This is a genomic window from Oceanobacillus sp. M60, assembly GCF_053839645.1.
In genome coordinates this window covers 63,188-80,155 of sequence record NZ_JBSSNH010000006.1, presented here as the reverse complement: position 1 = coordinate 80,155, position 16,968 = coordinate 63,188, and the positions used below count along the sequence as shown (strand labels likewise).

17 protein-coding genes and 1 other annotated feature are annotated in these 16,968 nt (G+C 39.3%); of the genes, 9 read left to right on the top strand and 8 right to left on the bottom strand.

Going from position 1 to position 16,968, the window contains the following annotated elements:
* Positions 1-606, bottom strand: coding sequence for a hypothetical protein (locus ACW0TQ_RS15340; protein ID WP_042535479.1), 606 nt, complete (start codon positions 604-606; stop codon positions 1-3).
* 145 nt (positions 607-751) lie between these two features.
* Here ACW0TQ_RS15340 and ACW0TQ_RS15335 point away from each other — a divergent pair, with 145 nt between their 5' ends.
* Entirely contained in the window at positions 752-928 is a 177-nt protein-coding gene (locus ACW0TQ_RS15335) for a DUF2929 family protein (RefSeq protein WP_084613006.1), read from the top strand.
* A 218-nt stretch (positions 929-1,146) separates the two neighbouring features.
* The gene (locus ACW0TQ_RS15330) at positions 1,147-1,968 is read left to right on the top strand and encodes an undecaprenyl-diphosphate phosphatase (protein WP_042535481.1); all 822 of its coding nucleotides are present in this window, start codon (positions 1,147-1,149) and stop codon (positions 1,966-1,968) included.
* A 73-nt stretch (positions 1,969-2,041) separates the two neighbouring features.
* Here ACW0TQ_RS15330 and ACW0TQ_RS15325 read toward each other — a convergent pair whose 3' ends face one another.
* Positions 2,042-2,353, bottom strand: coding sequence for a metal-sulfur cluster assembly factor (locus tag ACW0TQ_RS15325; RefSeq protein ID WP_040979684.1), 312 nt, complete (start codon positions 2,351-2,353; stop codon positions 2,042-2,044).
* Between the two features lie 62 nt (positions 2,354-2,415).
* On the bottom strand, positions 2,416-3,180 hold the full coding sequence (gene yjfP / locus ACW0TQ_RS15320) for an esterase (RefSeq protein ID WP_042535483.1): 765 nt from the start codon (positions 3,178-3,180) through the stop codon (positions 2,416-2,418).
* A 153-nt stretch (positions 3,181-3,333) separates the two neighbouring features.
* On the opposite strand from yjfP, the gene ACW0TQ_RS15315 reads away from it, so the two are divergent.
* Both ACW0TQ_RS15315 and ACW0TQ_RS15310 read left to right on the top strand, forming a co-directional pair.
* Complete coding sequence (locus ACW0TQ_RS15315; protein WP_368901667.1) at positions 3,334-4,176, top strand: Cof-type HAD-IIB family hydrolase; 843 nt, start codon at positions 3,334-3,336, stop codon at positions 4,174-4,176.
* A gap of 114 nt (positions 4,177-4,290) precedes the next feature.
* Positions 4,291-4,554, top strand: coding sequence for a NifU N-terminal domain-containing protein (locus ACW0TQ_RS15310; protein ID WP_042535487.1), 264 nt, complete (start codon positions 4,291-4,293; stop codon positions 4,552-4,554).
* A 109-nt stretch (positions 4,555-4,663) separates the two neighbouring features.
* Here ACW0TQ_RS15310 and ACW0TQ_RS15305 read toward each other — a convergent pair whose 3' ends face one another.
* Both ACW0TQ_RS15305 and ACW0TQ_RS15300 read right to left on the bottom strand, forming a co-directional pair.
* Positions 4,664-5,083 carry a hypothetical protein gene (locus ACW0TQ_RS15305; RefSeq protein ID WP_368901666.1) on the bottom strand — a complete coding sequence of 140 codons (420 nt, stop codon included), beginning with the start codon at positions 5,081-5,083 and terminating at the stop codon, positions 4,664-4,666.
* A 16-nt stretch (positions 5,084-5,099) separates the two neighbouring features.
* Positions 5,100-5,942, bottom strand: coding sequence for a YitT family protein (locus tag ACW0TQ_RS15300; protein WP_332093798.1), 843 nt, complete (start codon positions 5,940-5,942; stop codon positions 5,100-5,102).
* A 94-nt stretch (positions 5,943-6,036) separates the two neighbouring features.
* Between ACW0TQ_RS15300 and ACW0TQ_RS15295 the strand changes: the two genes are divergently transcribed.
* Positions 6,037-6,894 (top strand): DegV family protein, encoded by an 858-nt coding sequence (locus tag ACW0TQ_RS15295; RefSeq protein ID WP_042535492.1) that lies wholly within the window; start codon positions 6,037-6,039, stop codon positions 6,892-6,894.
* An 85-nt stretch (positions 6,895-6,979) separates the two neighbouring features.
* Here the strand turns inward: ACW0TQ_RS15295 and tyrS are convergent, their stop codons facing one another.
* Positions 6,980-8,257 (bottom strand): tyrosine--tRNA ligase, encoded by a 1,278-nt coding sequence (gene tyrS / locus ACW0TQ_RS15290; RefSeq protein WP_042535493.1) that lies wholly within the window; start codon positions 8,255-8,257, stop codon positions 6,980-6,982.
* A 112-nt stretch (positions 8,258-8,369) separates the two neighbouring features.
* Positions 8,370-8,603: a binding site (T-box leader), on the bottom strand.
* Positions 8,604-8,729: 126 nt separating this feature from the next.
* Between tyrS and ACW0TQ_RS15285 the strand changes: the two genes are divergently transcribed.
* The 4 genes from ACW0TQ_RS15285 to ACW0TQ_RS15270 all read left to right on the top strand — a co-directional run bounded on the left by ACW0TQ_RS15285 (position 8,730) and on the right by ACW0TQ_RS15270 (position 13,891).
* The gene (locus ACW0TQ_RS15285) at positions 8,730-11,246 is read left to right on the top strand and encodes a transglycosylase domain-containing protein (RefSeq protein ID WP_226895001.1); all 2,517 of its coding nucleotides are present in this window, start codon (positions 8,730-8,732) and stop codon (positions 11,244-11,246) included.
* A gap of 184 nt (positions 11,247-11,430) precedes the next feature.
* A complete protein-coding gene (locus ACW0TQ_RS15280; RefSeq protein ID WP_042535494.1) occupies positions 11,431-12,063 on the top strand; it encodes a GNAT family N-acetyltransferase in 633 nt (210 codons plus the stop codon).
* Positions 12,064-12,092: 29 nt separating this feature from the next.
* Positions 12,093-12,740 (top strand): acetoin utilization AcuB family protein, encoded by a 648-nt coding sequence (locus ACW0TQ_RS15275; protein ID WP_212929567.1) that lies wholly within the window; start codon positions 12,093-12,095, stop codon positions 12,738-12,740.
* The gene (locus tag ACW0TQ_RS15270) at positions 12,737-13,891 is read left to right on the top strand and encodes an acetoin utilization protein AcuC (protein ID WP_042535496.1); all 1,155 of its coding nucleotides are present in this window, start codon (positions 12,737-12,739) and stop codon (positions 13,889-13,891) included. The genes ACW0TQ_RS15275 and ACW0TQ_RS15270 overlap by 4 nt, the downstream gene beginning before the upstream one ends.
* Before the next feature lie 112 nt (positions 13,892-14,003).
* Here the strand turns inward: ACW0TQ_RS15270 and ccpA are convergent, their stop codons facing one another.
* Entirely contained in the window at positions 14,004-14,999 is a 996-nt protein-coding gene (gene ccpA / locus ACW0TQ_RS15265; protein ID WP_042535498.1) for a catabolite control protein A, read from the bottom strand.
* Between the two features lie 547 nt (positions 15,000-15,546).
* Positions 15,547-16,623 carry a bifunctional 3-deoxy-7-phosphoheptulonate synthase/chorismate mutase gene (locus ACW0TQ_RS15260; protein ID WP_212929569.1) on the bottom strand — a complete coding sequence of 359 codons (1,077 nt, stop codon included), beginning with the start codon at positions 16,621-16,623 and terminating at the stop codon, positions 15,547-15,549.
* Positions 16,624-16,968: the final 345 nt, after the last annotated feature.

Genomic DNA, 16,968 nt, shown 5'->3' with positions numbered 1-16,968 from the left:
TTACCGAAGTCGCTTATTAAATGTTTGTATTGTTTTTATTACTTCATCTATATCTCTATTTTCCAGCAGAACCTGCTTTTTTTCAACTTTTGTGTTTGTTAAGTTATCGTTAACAGAGATAATCTCTATTAATTTTGGCAAATGGGTCATTTTTATCCATTGCATCAATACATTTAAAAAATCTTTGATATAAATCGCTTTGTTTTGCCATTCTTTATCTGCAAAAGAAAGCAGTCTGCCGTCTGCAATCAATCCATTTTCGTTCATTTCCATTCCTTCCCCAATAAGATAGGGAGCGGAAATCACTGTTGTGTCTGCATAATTTGATATCTTATGTCCGTTTGCATCGGTATATATATGCAATATCTTTTTAGTATACTGCGGCAAATCCGTTATATCGGAATGATGATTAATGACAATTGCCAAATCATATGGACTTATCACTTGACCCGTTTCTTGAAAATGACTGTTCCTTCCAAAAAAATCTTCCAGTCCAGAATCGATTTGATTATCCCGCTTTCCATCGACTTGGCAGCCCGCATCTAATAACTCTGTTACTATATGGTAGCCAATCCAATGATTGTGGGGAGTAACGAATACTCGCAAGGAAAACACTCCTTTATAGTCATATTCAGGTAAAGAACCATTAATTTTCATGATTTTTTTAAATTCTTTACAGCAACAAAAAGCTTTTCATGTTAAAATAGTATTTATGGTACGCTTAGATAAGGTAGTAAAGTGAGGTGGACTTATGCGTTTTATAGCAACTATTTTTTGGGCTGTAGCTATTTCTTTAGCAGTCTCTTATGTATTGACAAGCATGGGCGCAGCACCATTTATTGTTCGTGATGCACTGATTGTAGCGGGTATTTTTTCTATATTCGTTTTTGCTTTAGCTGGTCTGGTTTTGAAAGAAGACACTAAGTAGGTAAAACCCCTTGTCTTATTCTATGCGGCAAGGGGTTTCTATATTTCTAAAATGCCTTTTATTAAAGAAAACGTTCTATGCTTATCATTTTTAGCATATTTACATATAAGGACAGGCTAATAAATTGGAATGGACAAAATTGATTGTAGTTCTGCTTTGTTCATTTTAAGAAATAACTGTACAATCAGAGAAGAAAAAATAAAGGAAGGTATAAAAACATGGACGCTTTAAGTAATTTATGGACACTGATCCAGTATTTTGTTCTTGGTATCGTACAAGGAGTTACCGAACCAATACCGGTATCCTCCAGCGGACACTTAATCATTGTCAGAGAGCTGTTTAATATTGAAGCAAGAGGGCTTTCTTTTGAAATCTTTGTTAACTTCGCTTCTCTACTGGCTGTAATGCTGATTTACCGCAAAGATATTATACGTTTAATCGTCAGTACATGGAAGTTCTTATTCAAAGGAGATAAAACGGTCAAAAGTGACTTTATGTTTGTTGTTTATCTCGTCATCGCAACCATTCCTGTCGGGATTATCGGCGTGTTATTCGGAGATGCACTTGGCGAAACGCTGAGTGGAACGAATGTAGTCGGGATAACTTTATTAATCACCGCTCTTGCTCTTTGGATTATCCGTAATCTCAGAGGACGCAAACAGGATGGAGATTTATCAACAAAAGATGCTATCATTGTCGGCTTGGTTCAATCGATTGCTGTCACGCCGGGAATCAGCAGATCCGGTGCAACTATCGTTGCTTCGATGCTTGTCGGCATGAAAAAGGAAACAGCTTTACGATTTTCTTTCCTGCTCTATATTCCGGTAAGTCTTGGTACAGGTATTCTTGAAATACCTGAAATCGCCAGTGACCCGGCAATGAGTTATCTATGGGCACCTTATCTGGTAGCATTCATTACGTCCTTCATTGCCAGCTATTTTGCACTTAAATGGTTTATGAACGTGATGCGGCACGGAAAACTTGAGTATTTCGCATACTACTGTGTCATCGTCGGTATTCTTGTATTGATTTTCTTATAATAATCTCCAAATATAAACAAAGGCATCCATTCTTTTTAGACGGATGCCTTTGTTTATATTCTGCTCTCTTTTATCAATCTGGAATACCTAAGGCAATCTTCGCATAGCGGGACATCTTATCTTTACCCCAAGGCGGATCCCAAACAATATTTGTTTTTGTTTCTTTTACTTCTGGAATATCTGATAAAGCATGCTTGATATCTGCCTCAATATGCGCAGATAAAGGACATCCCATTGCAGTCAATGTCATCGTAACTACACACAAGCCATCATCATCCAAATCTACATCATATATTAAACCAAGATTGACAATATCAATACCTAGTTCCGGATCAATAACGTTTTCTAATGCACCCATTAGATTCTCTTTCATCGCTTCATCCATACGTGTCATCCTCCTTTCCCTTGTTTCTATTAAATCATACTTTAACATGTAATTAAATCATTTTACAACAGATGCCGCTCAAACCACTCTGCAGCGTGGTGCATTGCCGGCACACTAACTTTATGCTCCCTGCCTTTTTCGCCAATAAATTGCAGATGGTCTTTCTTTTTATAAGCCTGCTTGACTGTTTGGTAAAAGGAGTGCGATTGTTCATAAGGAACTACTTTATCATTTTCCCCATGCCAGAACATTAACGGACGTTCGTGAAGTGATTCCACGTGGGCAGACAAATCTAATTCAGCCAGCTGTTCAAACAAATCATCCAAATCTTCTTGTGTAAATGGTGTCTTCCCATTCTTTTCAGCATACTGCAGTAATTGGTGCGCATATGCTTGCAGTTTAGGGGTACCCATCATAACAGCCGCTGCATTGACCCAGGAATATTTGACAAGCGCAGCACTTGTTGTAATTCCTCCCATGCTGGTTCCAGCTACACCTAATGCATTTTCTTTTAAAAGCTTATTTTCTAATAAGTATTTCCGGATAATATCCAATTCACGAATATTTTTTAACACGATTTCAAAAAAAGCGAGCTGCCGTTTATCATCTGATAAACCGCTGTTTCTTTCCCCATGGTGCAGCGCTTCCGGTAGAAGCACCCGAAATCCTTTCTCAGCAAGCATGTAGGCTATCGGCAAATTTTGCTCCTTCGCGCTTGTAAAACCATGGTAATAAATAACCGTCGGCCGTTCCCCGCCAGCATACTTTTGATCGACAACATGCAAGCAAGGTATTCCCTCGATTGGTTCCTGATATATTCCTATCATTTCTGACACGCTTCCTTTCACTTATCAACGTACTATCTCTATTGTAAAGTTTTTGTAATATCTTTCGCAAACAATGCAGCTTTTGTTTAATTTTTCTTTACTTTACATATTTTCAAATCATGGTAACATAAAAATCAAATGAGAGGTGACAGAATGGAAAATAAAAACAGGCACTTAATCGCATTGGATTTAGATGGTACGTTATTGACAGATAATAAGAAAATCAGTATTCGAAATAAACAGGCGATATCTCAAGCAATAGAAGATGGCCACGTGGTTGTTATTGCCACCGGAAGACCCGGCCGTGCCAGTATTCAATACTATCAGGAACTCCAATTAAAAACACCGATGGTAAACTTCAATGGAGCACTTGTACACCATCCTCTGGATACCAGCTGGAAAGGTATTCACACGCCAATGCCCCTGACTACCGCACATCGGATTATTGATGTTTCCAACGAAGTCGAAGTAAAAAATATATTAGCTGAAGTGCAAGACCAGGTTTATTTAGATCAATACAGTGAAGATATTATGACTATCTTTCAAGATTTCCCCGAGCAATCACCATATATTATCGGCGACATTAAATCTAAATTAAAATATGATCCGACTTCTGTTCTTATTCATCCTAACGCTTCGCAGGTAGAGGAGCTGCGAAATCATTTAAATGATTATCATGCGGAAGTCATTGAACATCGTAAATGGGGCGCTCCATGGAATATCATTGAAATTATCAAAAAAGGAATGAATAAAGCAGTCGGGCTTAAGCACATTGCTGACGAATATCACATTGCCCGTGAAAATATTATTGCTTTTGGCGACGAGGACAATGATTTAGAAATGATTGATTATGCCGGTGTCGGTGTTTCTATGGGAAATGCGATTGACGACCTTGTCTCTGTATCCAAACATCAGACCTTAACGAATGAAGAAGACGGTATCAGCATATTTTTAGAAGAATATTTAAATCTTAATAAGAATAACAGCCTTGTGTAATGGTTATTAAGAAGGGAGTCTGCAGATAAAACATATGCAGCCTTCCTTTTCTTTATCTCTTTTCGATTTTCTGTTAATATAAACTTACGAACAATTAAATGAGGAGGTACTCATATGGCAGTACATATTTCCCCGACACCAAATCCAAATGCAATGAAATACACATCAGATAGTGTTATTTTTTCTGGGACAAACAGTATTTCTGTTATGCCCGGTGATGTTAGCGAGCATGAAATTTTAAATGAATTAATGAAACTGGAAGATGTTGATAACGTATTTGGCTATCAAAATTTTATTACGGTCAACAAACATTTTGACGCTGACTGGGAGAATATTAATCCCAAGGTAGAAGAAATATTTGTTAAATTCGGCTATTAAGAAAGAGGCCGGGAGCTCCCCGGCCTCTTTCTTGTTATCTTATAAATCCCCGGAACCGCTTATGGTCTAGCGAATCCGGGGATTTTAAATAATACTGGCAAAAAACAGCTTATTCTTCTGTATCTATCGGTACATAATTTGCGTTAATCTCATTATCATCTTCATCTTTTCCATACATCACGACGAATGGAGGCTCCTCATGACTAAGCGTATCTTCGGAGAATGTCTCCATGATTTGAAAGCTTTGAAAAGAACCTGCATCTGCTTCTTCCAAGTCTACCGTTGTTTCCTCTTGAATGGTTTCTCCATCCTGTTCAATTCGATAGAAAAAAGCATTTCCTTCTGTTCTTACCTGACCAACGATATGGAATTGTTCTCCATCTGCTGTAATGTCAATTTCCTGGAACATTACGGTGCCTGTCGTTTCATTATTTTCCTCCGGAGCACTCGGCTCAATGACTTCCCCATCTCTATTCCCACAGCCTGCCAATAGTACGAGCACAGTAATAACAGCATACCAACGTTTCATACATATACACACCTTTTTAATCTTTTCTAAAGAACCCATATACTCCAGCAGTTTCTACAATATTTGTAAATGCTTCTGGATCTACTTCATTGATAATTCTTTCTAAATCATATAATTCATATCTTGTCACAACAAGATACATGAGACTTTTATCTGTTTTCGTATACGCTCCCTTTGCAGGCAAAATCGTAATCCCGCGAACCATCGTATCATGGATGGCTTTCTGCAGCTCGTCCGTTTTCTTAGTAACAATAAACGCGGTAACCTTTTCATAGCGTGTATGAATGGTGTCGATCACACGGGTTGTCACATAAAGCGTCAGCATAGTGTATAAAGCATTTTCAGGTTCATACAAAACACCTGCAATAACAATAATCATGGAATTCATAATTAAAAAGTAGTTGCCAATGGGTTTATCTTTCAGACGGGATAATATCATTGCCACAATATCCATACCGCCTGTAGAAGCACCTGCTTTTAATGTGATACCAACACCGACTCCTGCGATAACACCGCCAAATACAGCATTTAAAATGATATCATTCGAGATAGAAACAAGCGGTAAAATTTCTAAGAATAATGTGGAGAAAAATACTGATATGACACTATAAACAGTAAATCCCTTTCCTACCTTTAACCATCCTAAAATCAAAACTGGAATATTTAAAAGAGCTAATAAAATACCTGTGGATAGGCCGATTCCTAAGAAATCATTAAAAATACTGGATAATAGCTGAGCCGCTCCCGTAAATCCACTGGCATAGACATTTGCACCGATAAGAAAGAAGTTTAAAGATGCAGCATTTAATAATGCTCCAAGTATTACTATACTTATCCTCTTAGCTTCAATATAAAACACAAAACAGCCTCCTTTATTAAATTTTTGACTAAATATTCAATTAAACGTAAACTTATAATTAAATCTTATTTAAATAGAAACGGATGTGATTAAAATGGCAATCACCATTCTGGCAGACAGCGCATGTGATTTATCCGAACATTATTATAACGAATATAGTATTGAAATGATACCTTTAACTGTTCATCTTGAATCAAAAGATTATCGGGACAGTGTCGATATTAAACCGAAGACAATCTATGATGCAATGCGGGAAGGACAGACACCAAAAACATCGCAGGCATCAGCAAACCAATTTAAAGAAATCTTCACTTCTTATGCGGAAGCAGGCAAGCCTCTACTCTATATCGCTTTTTCATCGGAATTATCCGGAACCTGCCAAGCTGCAAAAATGGTTGAACAAGAAATTAAAGAGAAATATCCTGAAGCAAAGCTGCACATTATTGATTCCAAATGTGCTTCACTGGGCCTCGGTCTAGTCGTACTGGAAGCAGCTAAAATGGCTCAAAAGGATATCTCTTTTGATGAAATCATTCAGCAAACCGCCAAAAACGCCGCACAGATGGAGCATATATTTACTGTGGACAATTTAGAGTATTTATATCGCGGCGGCCGTGTCAGTAAAACCGCTGCCTTTGTCGGCGGCTTATTGAATATCAAACCTCTTCTGCATGTCGACGGAGGAAAGCTTATTCCTTTAGAAAAAATTCGCGGAACGAAGAAAGTGCTGAAGCGCATGATAGAGGTCATGGAAAAGCGGGGCAGCAATTTCCAAAATCAAACCATTGGAATCAGCCATGGTGATGATTTACCTCGTGCACAGGAGCTTTCCAGAATGATTCAGGATACGTTTCATGTCAAAGAAGAAAATATTATTATTGAAATGGTTGGATCTGTGATTGGCGCACATTCAGGCCCCGGGACGTTGGCTTTATTCTTCTACAACAAATAAAATATATACTTCCCTGCATACAGCACATGGGGAGAAAAAATAGATTTGACGTTATCATAGCGTCAAATCTATTTTTTTCTTCCTATTATTGAAAACGAATCAAGAAATATTTTTTCTTTCCTCTGCGGATAACCGTGAAAGCATCCCCTAAACGGTCCGCTTCATCTACCACGTAATCCAAATCCTGAACACGTTCTCCGTTAATGTAGATAGCCCCATTTTTCACATCTTCTCTTGCCTGCCGCTTCGATGAAGAGATAGAAGCATCCACTAATAAATCGATTAAGCTGGAAGGTTCTTTCCCCGTATCATGATTGGGAACATCCTTAAACGCTTGTTCTACTTCATCTGCTTTTAATTGTTTGATATCTCCGCTGAATAATGCTGCAGAAATTCGCTGCGCCTGATCCAAAGCAGCCTGGTCATGGATGCTGCGTGTCATTTCTTCTGCCAGACGGCGCTGTGCCACCCGTTTTTCCGGCTGTGTTTCTACTTCTTTTTCCAGCTCTGCAATTTCCTCATCTGACAGGAAAGTAAAGTATTTGATAAAACGAATCACATCACGATCATCAGCATTGATCCAAAACTGGTAAAATTCATATGGAGATGTTTTTTCAGCATCTAACCACACGGCATTCCCGGCGGTTTTTCCGAATTTTGTTCCATCTGCTGTTGTGATTAAAGGAACAGTTAAGCCAAATGCTTCAGCAGTTTCTCCTTGGTTCTCTCTGGAACGGCGGATAAGCTCTAACCCTGCTGTGATATTCCCCCACTGATCACTTCCGCCAATTTGCAATGTACAATTTTCTTCTTCGTATAACCGTAAAAAGTCTAGTGATTGCAGAATCATGTAACTGAATTCGGTAAAGGTAATTCCTTGTGCAAGTCTTGCAGCAACCGAATCCTTAGACAGCATGTAATTAATCCCAAAATGCTTTCCTGCTCCGCGAAGGAAATCAATGATTGTCATATTTCCCAGCCAATCGTGGTTGTTGCGGGAGACAACTTGATTATCGCTGGAGGTATCATCCATATCTACAATTTTGGCAATTTGCTTTTGAATGCTTTCCGTAAAACCAAAAACAACCTCTTCGGTATTCAAGCTGCGTTCACTTGAACGGCCGCTTGGATCACCAATCATCCCGGTTCCCCCTCCGACTAAGGCAATCGGTTTATGACCAGCCCGCTGAAACCGGCGCAGCATCGTTAAAGGGACTAAATGTCCGATATGCAAGCTGTCCGCTGTCGGGTCAAAGCCGCAGTATAAGGTTACCTGATTATTTTCAAGATGCTTTTCTAATCCATCCCGATCTGTTACTTGATTTACTAACCCTCTGTTTTCTAAATCCTGTAAAATATTCATATTATTTCCTCCTGCTTATTTGTATTTTCTTTTTACTGACAATGCCAGCTGCTCCCCGCTTTTGGGACATCCTTTTTAAGGTAAATAAAAAAACCCGCCTCCTCTCTGGTAAGAAAGGGACGAGTTGGATTCGCGGTACCACCCTTGTTGCTATTATAAAATAGCCGCTTAAGGTTTGTTAACGATGGTTGTCACCGTTCTTCTTATTATCAGCCTCCATGACGCGAATAATAAAAAGAAAAACTCCAGATTGTAATTCGCAAGTGAATATATACTGACTCGCACCATCCGTCAGTTCTCTAAGACAGGGATTCACGTTGCTACTTCGATCCTTCCATGTTTCTTTCATAAAAAATTAAATTCACATGATACTATTCATAGCATAAATAGTTCTTCTATGCAAGCCTTTTTCCGTCTTACTACCAAACTGTATTTTCACTATGTTATAATAAATGTTGAAATAGGAGGTCTAATGTCTATTATGAAAGAAAAACTGCAACGTTTTTTTAATACTGTTAAAGACTGGTGGAAAAAAGGTATTCTCCAGCAGACATCACGAGTTACATACGACGTTGTTTGGAATATTGTATTATTTGTCATTGTGATTATCGGCATCGGCGGGATTTTTGCCGGCGGAATCGGACTTGGGTACTTTGCCTCCCTGGTTTATGACGAACCATTACGAAGTGAAGCATCTATGGCAGATGATATTTACAATTATTCTGAGACATCCAGTATTTATTTCGCTAACGATGTCTACCTGGGAGATATCCGAAGTGATTTATATCGGGAAGAAGTAGCACTTGACGATATCTCACCTACATTGATTGATGCGGTTATCGCAACAGAGGACGAGTATTTTCACGAGCATAACGGTGTGGTGCCAAAAGCGATCTTAAGAGCGACGGCACAGGAATTTCTAAATTCCTCTGTCCAAACAGGAGGAAGCACACTGACACAGCAGCTGATTAAGAATCAAATTCTAACAGACGAAGTGTCCTTTGACCGGAAAGCCAAAGAAATATTATTAGCAATGCGGCTGGAAAATTATTTTACAAAAGATGAAATCATCGAAGCTTATTTAAATATTATTCCTTATGGCAGAAATTCATCCGGCCGTAATATTGCAGGTATACAGACAGCATCTAAAGGTATTTTCGGTGTAGAGGCATCTGAATTAACACTTCCGCAGGCTGCATATCTGGCCGGCCTTCCGCAAGGTCCTTCTTCCTACACACCATTTACAGCGGAAGGTGCGCGAAAGTCTGAAGAAGAATTGCAAGCTGGAATCAGCCGGATGAGAACAGTTTTAAATCGCATGCATGATATGAATTTTATTTCAGATGAAGAACTCGAAGAAGCTGCCAATTATGATATTGCCAGCGATTTTATTGATGCGATCCCTTCTTCTACAGACGAATATCCATATGTCACTTATGAAGTAGAGAAAAGAACCAAGGATATTATTCAAGGTTTATTAATGGAAGAAGACGGCGTGACTGAGAAAGATTTGGCAGAAGATGACGATTTACGAGCTGAATATGCGGAGCGTACAGAAAGAGAATTACGTGACGGCGGCTATCAAATCCATACGACGATTAATAAAGAAATGTACGACGCCATGGAAGAAGCAGCAGACAATTATTCAGACTATGGATATGCCAGAACGTTTACCGCTACAAACAGTGATGGGGAAGAATATGAAGTAACACAGGAAATCCAGACTGGTGCGATAATGGTTGAAAATAACACCGGCAAAATAATTTCATTTATCGGCGGACGCGGTTTTGATGAAGATCACCAGGTAAATTTCGCTACGGATACAAGACGCTCTATCGGCAGTACCATCAAGCCTTTGCTTGATTATGCGCCGGCGATGGAAGAAGGCGTTATTCAGCCGGGAACACCGATTGCAGACTATCCTAGGACATTTGCTGGTGGATGGCCTCCGCGTAACTATGGAGGAGGAAATTATGGCCTTGTCTCTGCCCGTACAGCGCTGGCCAATTCCTATAATATTCCTGCTGCCGCCGTGTATATGGAAATAATCAATAATGACCCTGCTGCTGAATATTTGGAAAAGATGGGCATCACTTCATTAACGCCTGGTGATCATGTTCAGCCATCTCTTTCTATTGGCGGAATGGACCATGGTATATCAGTAGAAGAAAACGTCAATGCTTTCTCCACCTTTGGCAATAACGGGAAGTTTGCAGATGCTTATATGATTGATAGAATCACAAACGCTGAAGGCGATGTGATTTATGAGCATGAAACGGATCCAGTAGAAGTATTTTCACCTGAAACAGCTTACCTGACAGTCGATATGATGCGGGATGTGATTGATAACGGGACAGGTAATTTCGTGAATTCCCAGCTTCAAAACACAAATGTCGACTGGGCTGGAAAAACAGGAACATCTCAGGATTATCATGACGCCTGGTTTGTAGCAACTAATCCAAATATTACCTTTGGAACTTGGATTGGCTATGAAACGCCTGCTCCCATCAATCATGAGTATCATCTGACATACAGTCAGCGGAATATGAAGTTGTGGGCGGAGGTTATTAATGCCGCCGCGCAGGTAGACCCTGTCCTGGTAACACCGGAATCAACGTTTGAACGTCCGGACGGCATTGTAGAAAGAAGCTACTGCGCCGTTTCAGGAATGCTTCCATCCGATTTATGTGAAGATGTAGGTCTGGTTAAAACAGACTTATTTGATTCCCGTCATGTGCCGACAGAAGAGGACAATAGCTTAACCAGAGGCAGCAGACGCGTTTTAGAATCAGATGACGACGGCAGGTCATTCAGCAGAAGCAACGGGATTATGTTCAACCCTGACTGGCTGAGAGAAAATGGTTATGATGATATGGATGACTTTTCCATGCTCTATCCTCGAACAGAAACAGATAAATGGCTGAGAATTGGCATACCAGTCAGTATGTCCTCATCCAGCTCAGACGATGACGGTGATGATGACGATTAACAAATGATATATATTTTTAATAAAACTTCACTCTATCAAGCAAGGGATATCCGCTTATAGAGTGAAGTTTTTTATTACATACCATAAGCTTCCTAACAATTATCAAAAAATACTAAAAAAATGCTGCGATTTTCTGTATAATGGATGGTAAGAGCATTTTGTATCTCATAAAGGTGGTGGATGGATGAAACACATAAAGGAATTTGATTCAATCCTTTTAGAAACAGAGGCAGGTCTGCTGACAATCGAAGGTCCTGTTTCACGCTCCCAGTTAGAACAATATCATTTTCATGAAGAATTAACTGCATTCCGGCCTGCTGACAAACAATTTGAAGCACTTTTAGACATCGCAGAGCTGGAAGAGTCCAGAATTATCATTGCACGTACAACAGATACCATTATCGGCTATGTGACTTACCTGCATCCTGATCCATTGGAAAGATGGTCCAAGTTCAATATGGAGGATTTAATTGAATTAGGCGCAATTGAGATTATCCGGAAATATCGGGGCGGAGGCGTCGGGTCTACACTGCTCCGGCAATCCATGAAGGACCCTTACATGGAAAATTATATTGTCATTTCTACAGAATATTATTGGCATTGGGATCTTGATTACAGTCAATTAAGTATCTGGGATTATCGGAAAGTGATGGAAAAGATGATGGCAGCGGGAGGGCTTCTTCCAGCTCCTACAGATGAACCGGAGATAAACTCTCATCCGGCTAACTGTTTGATGGTCCGTATAGGAAGTAATGTGCCGCAAAAATCCATTGAACGATTTGATAAATTGCGTTTTTTAGGTCCGAATCATTATTAACAGAGATATAACTGAAGGGGGATTCTACTATGCTAGTTGAAGAATTAATGAACAGGAATATGATAACGCTTCCACCGAATGCAACAATCAATGAAGCATTGCAGCTGTTAGAAAAGCATAAAATCAGACATATCACGATTGTAGATGAAGCGATGCAGGTGCTCGGTATTGTTTCTGACCGCGACGTAAGAGATGCAAGCCCATCCACTTTTTTGGATACAAGTGATTTTCATATTCTTAACAAAGAGATTCAGACCATTATGACGAGTCCGGTGATAACGATTCATCCCATGGATTTTGTCGAAGAAATTGCTTATATTTTTTATGACAAAGAGATTGCCTGTTTACCGGTTGTCAGCCAAAACAAACTGGTTGGTGTCGTAACCGAAAAAGATATGCTCTATAAATTGATTCAATTGACCGGAACACATGAACAAAGCTCCCTTATTGAAGTAAAAGTACCTGATCTGCCTGGACAGCTGCCAAAGGTGGCAAGTGTATTCGGCAACCATAATGTAAATATTGTTTCCGTATTGCTTTATCCTTATAAGGATCCTGACTATAAAATACTTGTCTTCCGTGTTAAAACGTTAAATCCGATGCCTATTATCAATGACCTTCGAGATGCCGGCTATACCCTGCTCTGGCCAAATAATATTATGGAGCCAAAGAAATGACGAAGCAGGCAGGTTTTATTTATACTTCTAATTTTTTAAACTATCAATTCTCAGAAGATCACCCTTTTAATCACAAGAGGACCTTACTGACGAAGGAACTGCTGGAAGAGCAGGCTACCTTAACAGCAGAGGATTTCATTGTACCTCGGGTTGCATCAGATGAAGAGATTGCTCTTTTTCATGATACAACCTATATTGAAGCGGTTAAAAGAGCCGGCAGCGGAGATTTAATAGCAGATCGGGCACAGGAGTATGGCATAGGAACAGAAGATACACCTATTTTTCCAAATATGCATCAAGCTTCTTCTGCATTAGTTGGAGGCAGTCTCACTGCTATTGATAAAATATTAAACGGAGATTATAAAAAAATAACCAATATTGGCGGCGGACTTCATCATGGATTTCCACGTAAAGCCTCCGGGTTCTGTATTTATAATGATTGCGCGATTGCTATTAAATACTTGCGGGAACAGGAGGATTTGAAAGTGCTTTATGTAGATACAGACGCACATCACGGGGACGGCGTGCAGGCTGGTTTTTATGATGATCCGAATGTATGCACCTTTTCTATACATGAAACAGGCCGTTACCTTTTTCCAGGTACGGGAAACGTAAATGAAAGAGGAATCAAAGGCGGACACGGCTATAGTTTTAATTTACCTATTGATGCTTTTACAGAGGATGATTCTTTCTTAGAATTATATGAAACAGCTTTACGGAAAATTGCTGCGTTCTTCAAACCAGATATTATTGTGACACAAAATGGAGCGGACAGCCATTTTCTTGATCCTTTAACACATTTGTGCGGCACCATGAAGATATATGAGAGAATCCCTTTGCTTGCCGCTGAAATTGCAGATACGTATTGTGATGGAAGATGGCTTGCTGTCAGCGGCGGCGGATACGACATGTGGCGTGTTGTGCCACGTGCGTGGGGACAGGTGTGGAATGTGATGAAAACAGGAAGCTGCTGTAAAGGTCCCCTTCCTGAAAAGTGGCTGAAAAAATGGCAAAAGGAAGCTCCCGTAGCCCTTCCGGCAAATTGGCAGGACGCAGCCGATTCTTATCCGGTAATTCCTAGAAGGGCTGAAATCACAGAGAAAAACAAATTACTGTTAGAAGATATGCTTAAGTATACTGCGATTATTTGATTGTAATGGAGGTTAGATTTCTTCTTTTTCAAACCAGTACTGTCTCTTATCAGCCATAGAAAAAGACAAAGCAGTTTATGATTCAAAACTGCCTTGTCTTTTTTGTTGTGTGTTATTTTGTAGAATCTCTGAATTCCATACGATGCGGCAATACCACATTTTTCTCGTCTACTTCCTCATCGTTCATATATTTCGTCAGAAGACGCATACCTACTGCACCAATATCGTAGGTAGGCTGGACAACGGTAGTCAGTTTAGGACGTACCATGCTTGCCAGCCGGATATTATCAAAACCAAATACCTCGATATCCTCAGGGACTTGCAGTCCATTATCCTGCGCGCCATGAATAACACCTAGAGCAATTTCATCATACATCACAAATACAGAAGCTGGGCGTTCCTCTAATTTTAAAAAGTGCTCCATTGCTTCTATACCTGTTGAATACGCATAAGAACTCTTATATATATAATCTTCTTTAGGCTCTATATCAGCCTCTTTCAATGCACGCAGATAGCCATTCGTTTTTAAAATGTTCACGCTTGTATCTGATTCACTGCCTACTAAAGCAGGCTGTTTGTTTGTCTTCTCAATCAATGATTTTGTTGCTTCATATGCAGCCAGTTCATAGTCAATATTGACGGAAGGAATGGTGTCTGTCGAATCATACGTAGAAGCCAGTACAACTGGAACAGAGCTTGTCTGAAACTGATGAACATGGTCCTCCGTGATATTTCCGCCCATAAACAGGATACCGTCTACTTGTTTTTCCAGCATTGTATTGATCAATTCCAATTCCTTGTCCTTGTTTTGATCCGAGCTGCTTAAAATAATATTGTACTTGTACATTGTCGCAATATCCTCAATTCCCCGGGCAAGCTCTGAAAAGAAGATATTCGATATATCCGGAATAATCGCACCGATGGTTGTTGTTTTCTTACTTGCCAGTCCGCGTGCAACTGCGTTAGGACGATATCCTAATTGTTCAATCGTTGCTAATACTTTCTTTCGTGTGGTTGGTTTTACATTTGGATTTCCATTGACAACACGAGATACGGTCGCCATGGAAACATTTGCTTCTCTTGCTACATCATAAATTGTAACAGTCATGTTTATCTACCTCCTAAAATTCATTTTATCGCAGTGCATCTGGCTGAAACCGGGACTGCCAATGTTGTCAGGTTAGTGCGACCGCTGAAGAAAAACACAACGCTTTCCCATAGGAGTCTTCGTGTTTTTCCTTCGCTAGACAGTTTTATTACTATCTGTATCAAAATTCATCAAAATCATTAACCTGTCAATATTGCCGGGATTACTCGTCCCATCAAAGAGCTTTTGCAAGACTCCCGTTTCAAGCATAGTCAAAATCGGGAAATACAGCCCTGCTGAATAATGTTTCACTTTAAACAAGAACTAATGCTGCATCTATTTATATATCATACGCTACCATGAAAAAAATTACAAAACTTTCATGAAAACAAAATGAAAATTTTCATAAACACACTATAAATATAATATACCTTTATCTTATTATATCCAAACTTGAAACTTTGAAAACATTTTCAACGTTTTATTTTAGCGCAGATCCTGTATAGCATTTTTTCTATCAAAAAAACTGCCCCAAAAATTATACCACTAATTTTTGAGACAGTCTTTATTATTTTCCTAAACGATTTTCAACATCTTTGATTTCTTTAAAGAACTGATCGAATGTCGGGATATCCATTTGCTGAGCAGAGTCAGAAAGAGCAACTGCCGGATCCGGATGAACCTCTGCCATTACGCCGTCTGCTCCGACTGCGATAGCAGCTTTAGCTGTAGGCAACAGTAAATCTCTTCTGCCTGTAGAATGTGTTACGTCTACAAAAACAGGTAAATGAGTTTCTTGTTTTAAAATAGGTACTGCAGAAATATCCAGTGTATTACGTGTTGCTTTTTCGTATGTACGAATTCCACGTTCACACAGCATAATATTTTTGTTGCCTCTGGACATGATGTACTCTGCTGCATTTATGAATTCCTGAATGGTTGCAGATAGTCCGCGTTTTAACAGGACAGGCTTTCCAGCATCTCCAGCAGCCTTTAACAGTTCAAAGTTCTGCATGTTTCTTGCACCGATTTGAACGACATCAATATAATCAACTGCCTGTTCTAAATCTGCAGGATTTACAATTTCACTGATAACAGCTAAATCATACTCATCCGCTACTTTTTTCAGGATTTCTAATCCTTCGATTCCAAGTCCTTGGAAATCATATGGAGATGTTCTCGGCTTAAATGCCCCGCCGCGAAGTAATTTCAATCCTTTTTCTTTTACAGACGCAGCTACTGCAGCAACCTGCTCATATCCTTCTACTGCACATGGACCAAATACATAGCTGATTCCGCCATCGCCGACTTTTTCCCCTTTAAGCTCAACGACTGTATTTTCAGGCTGTTTCTTTCTCGATACTAAAAGTGCCTTGCTGTTATCTTCTTCTTGAAGCTCAAGACTTGCTTTGAAAATTTCTTTAAAAATATGTTCAAGTGTTGAATCCTGAAATGGACCATCATTGTTACTTTTAATTTTATCCAGCATCTCACGCTCACGCACTGGATCAAATCGCTTAATGCTCTGCTTGGTTTTTAATTCACCAATCTCTTGATTAATGCCTGCTCTCTTGTTAATCAATTCTAGTATTTCCAGATTGACCTTGTCCATTTGTTCTCTTAGCTGTTCCATTTCATTACTCATTAATACACACTCCTCAAGTCACTTAATCTGTTTAATCATTTAGAATAATTAGAGACCATTATAGCTAAGATTCTTCTATTTGTCACCATCTAATTAATGTAAAATTTTAATTCTTAGAGAAAATACGGAAAAATGGAACCATTAATTATATTATATATCTTGGAAGAAGGGCCAAAAGCCCTCCCCTCCTCCTTTATAAATCCAATATATTTTCACTTTAAAAATCAGCGGAGTTCTACAATCATATAGAACGAAACTTCATTCAGCGGGATTTTTACGGGCGGTTCTCCGGGACAGACAAGATATAATTATAAAAAAACATTGATGAGTAAAAATGCTCATCAA

What these genes read in the sequence shown, in the direction of transcription:
- ACW0TQ_RS15275 (WP_212929567.1), top strand. Translation starts at nt 12,093, where the DNA reads ATGCTAGTTGAAGAATTAATGAACAGGAATATGATAACGCTTCCACCG.
- ACW0TQ_RS15260 (WP_212929569.1), bottom strand. Translation starts at nt 16,623, where the DNA reads ATGAGTAATGAAATGGAACAGCTAAGAGAACAAATGGACAAGGTCAAT.
- ACW0TQ_RS15305 (WP_368901666.1), bottom strand. Translation starts at nt 5,083, where the DNA reads ATGAAACGTTGGTATGCTGTTATTACTGTGCTCGTACTATTGGCAGGC.
- ACW0TQ_RS15330 (WP_042535481.1), top strand. Translation starts at nt 1,147, where the DNA reads ATGGACGCTTTAAGTAATTTATGGACACTGATCCAGTATTTTGTTCTT.
- ACW0TQ_RS15310 (WP_042535487.1), top strand. Translation starts at nt 4,291, where the DNA reads ATGGCAGTACATATTTCCCCGACACCAAATCCAAATGCAATGAAATAC.
- ACW0TQ_RS15295 (WP_042535492.1), top strand. Translation starts at nt 6,037, where the DNA reads ATGGCAATCACCATTCTGGCAGACAGCGCATGTGATTTATCCGAACAT.
- ACW0TQ_RS15315 (WP_368901667.1), top strand. Translation starts at nt 3,334, where the DNA reads ATGGAAAATAAAAACAGGCACTTAATCGCATTGGATTTAGATGGTACG.
- ACW0TQ_RS15335 (WP_084613006.1), top strand. Translation starts at nt 752, where the DNA reads ATGCGTTTTATAGCAACTATTTTTTGGGCTGTAGCTATTTCTTTAGCA.
- ACW0TQ_RS15285 (WP_226895001.1), top strand. Translation starts at nt 8,730, where the DNA reads ATGTCTATTATGAAAGAAAAACTGCAACGTTTTTTTAATACTGTTAAA.
- ACW0TQ_RS15270 (WP_042535496.1), top strand. Translation starts at nt 12,737, where the DNA reads ATGACGAAGCAGGCAGGTTTTATTTATACTTCTAATTTTTTAAACTAT.
- yjfP (WP_042535483.1), bottom strand. Translation starts at nt 3,180, where the DNA reads ATGATAGGAATATATCAGGAACCAATCGAGGGAATACCTTGCTTGCAT.
- tyrS (WP_042535493.1), bottom strand. Translation starts at nt 8,257, where the DNA reads ATGAATATTTTACAGGATTTAGAAAACAGAGGGTTAGTAAATCAAGTA.
- ACW0TQ_RS15280 (WP_042535494.1), top strand. Translation starts at nt 11,431, where the DNA reads ATGAAACACATAAAGGAATTTGATTCAATCCTTTTAGAAACAGAGGCA.
- ccpA (WP_042535498.1), bottom strand. Translation starts at nt 14,999, where the DNA reads ATGACTGTTACAATTTATGATGTAGCAAGAGAAGCAAATGTTTCCATG.
- ACW0TQ_RS15325 (WP_040979684.1), bottom strand. Translation starts at nt 2,353, where the DNA reads ATGGATGAAGCGATGAAAGAGAATCTAATGGGTGCATTAGAAAACGTT.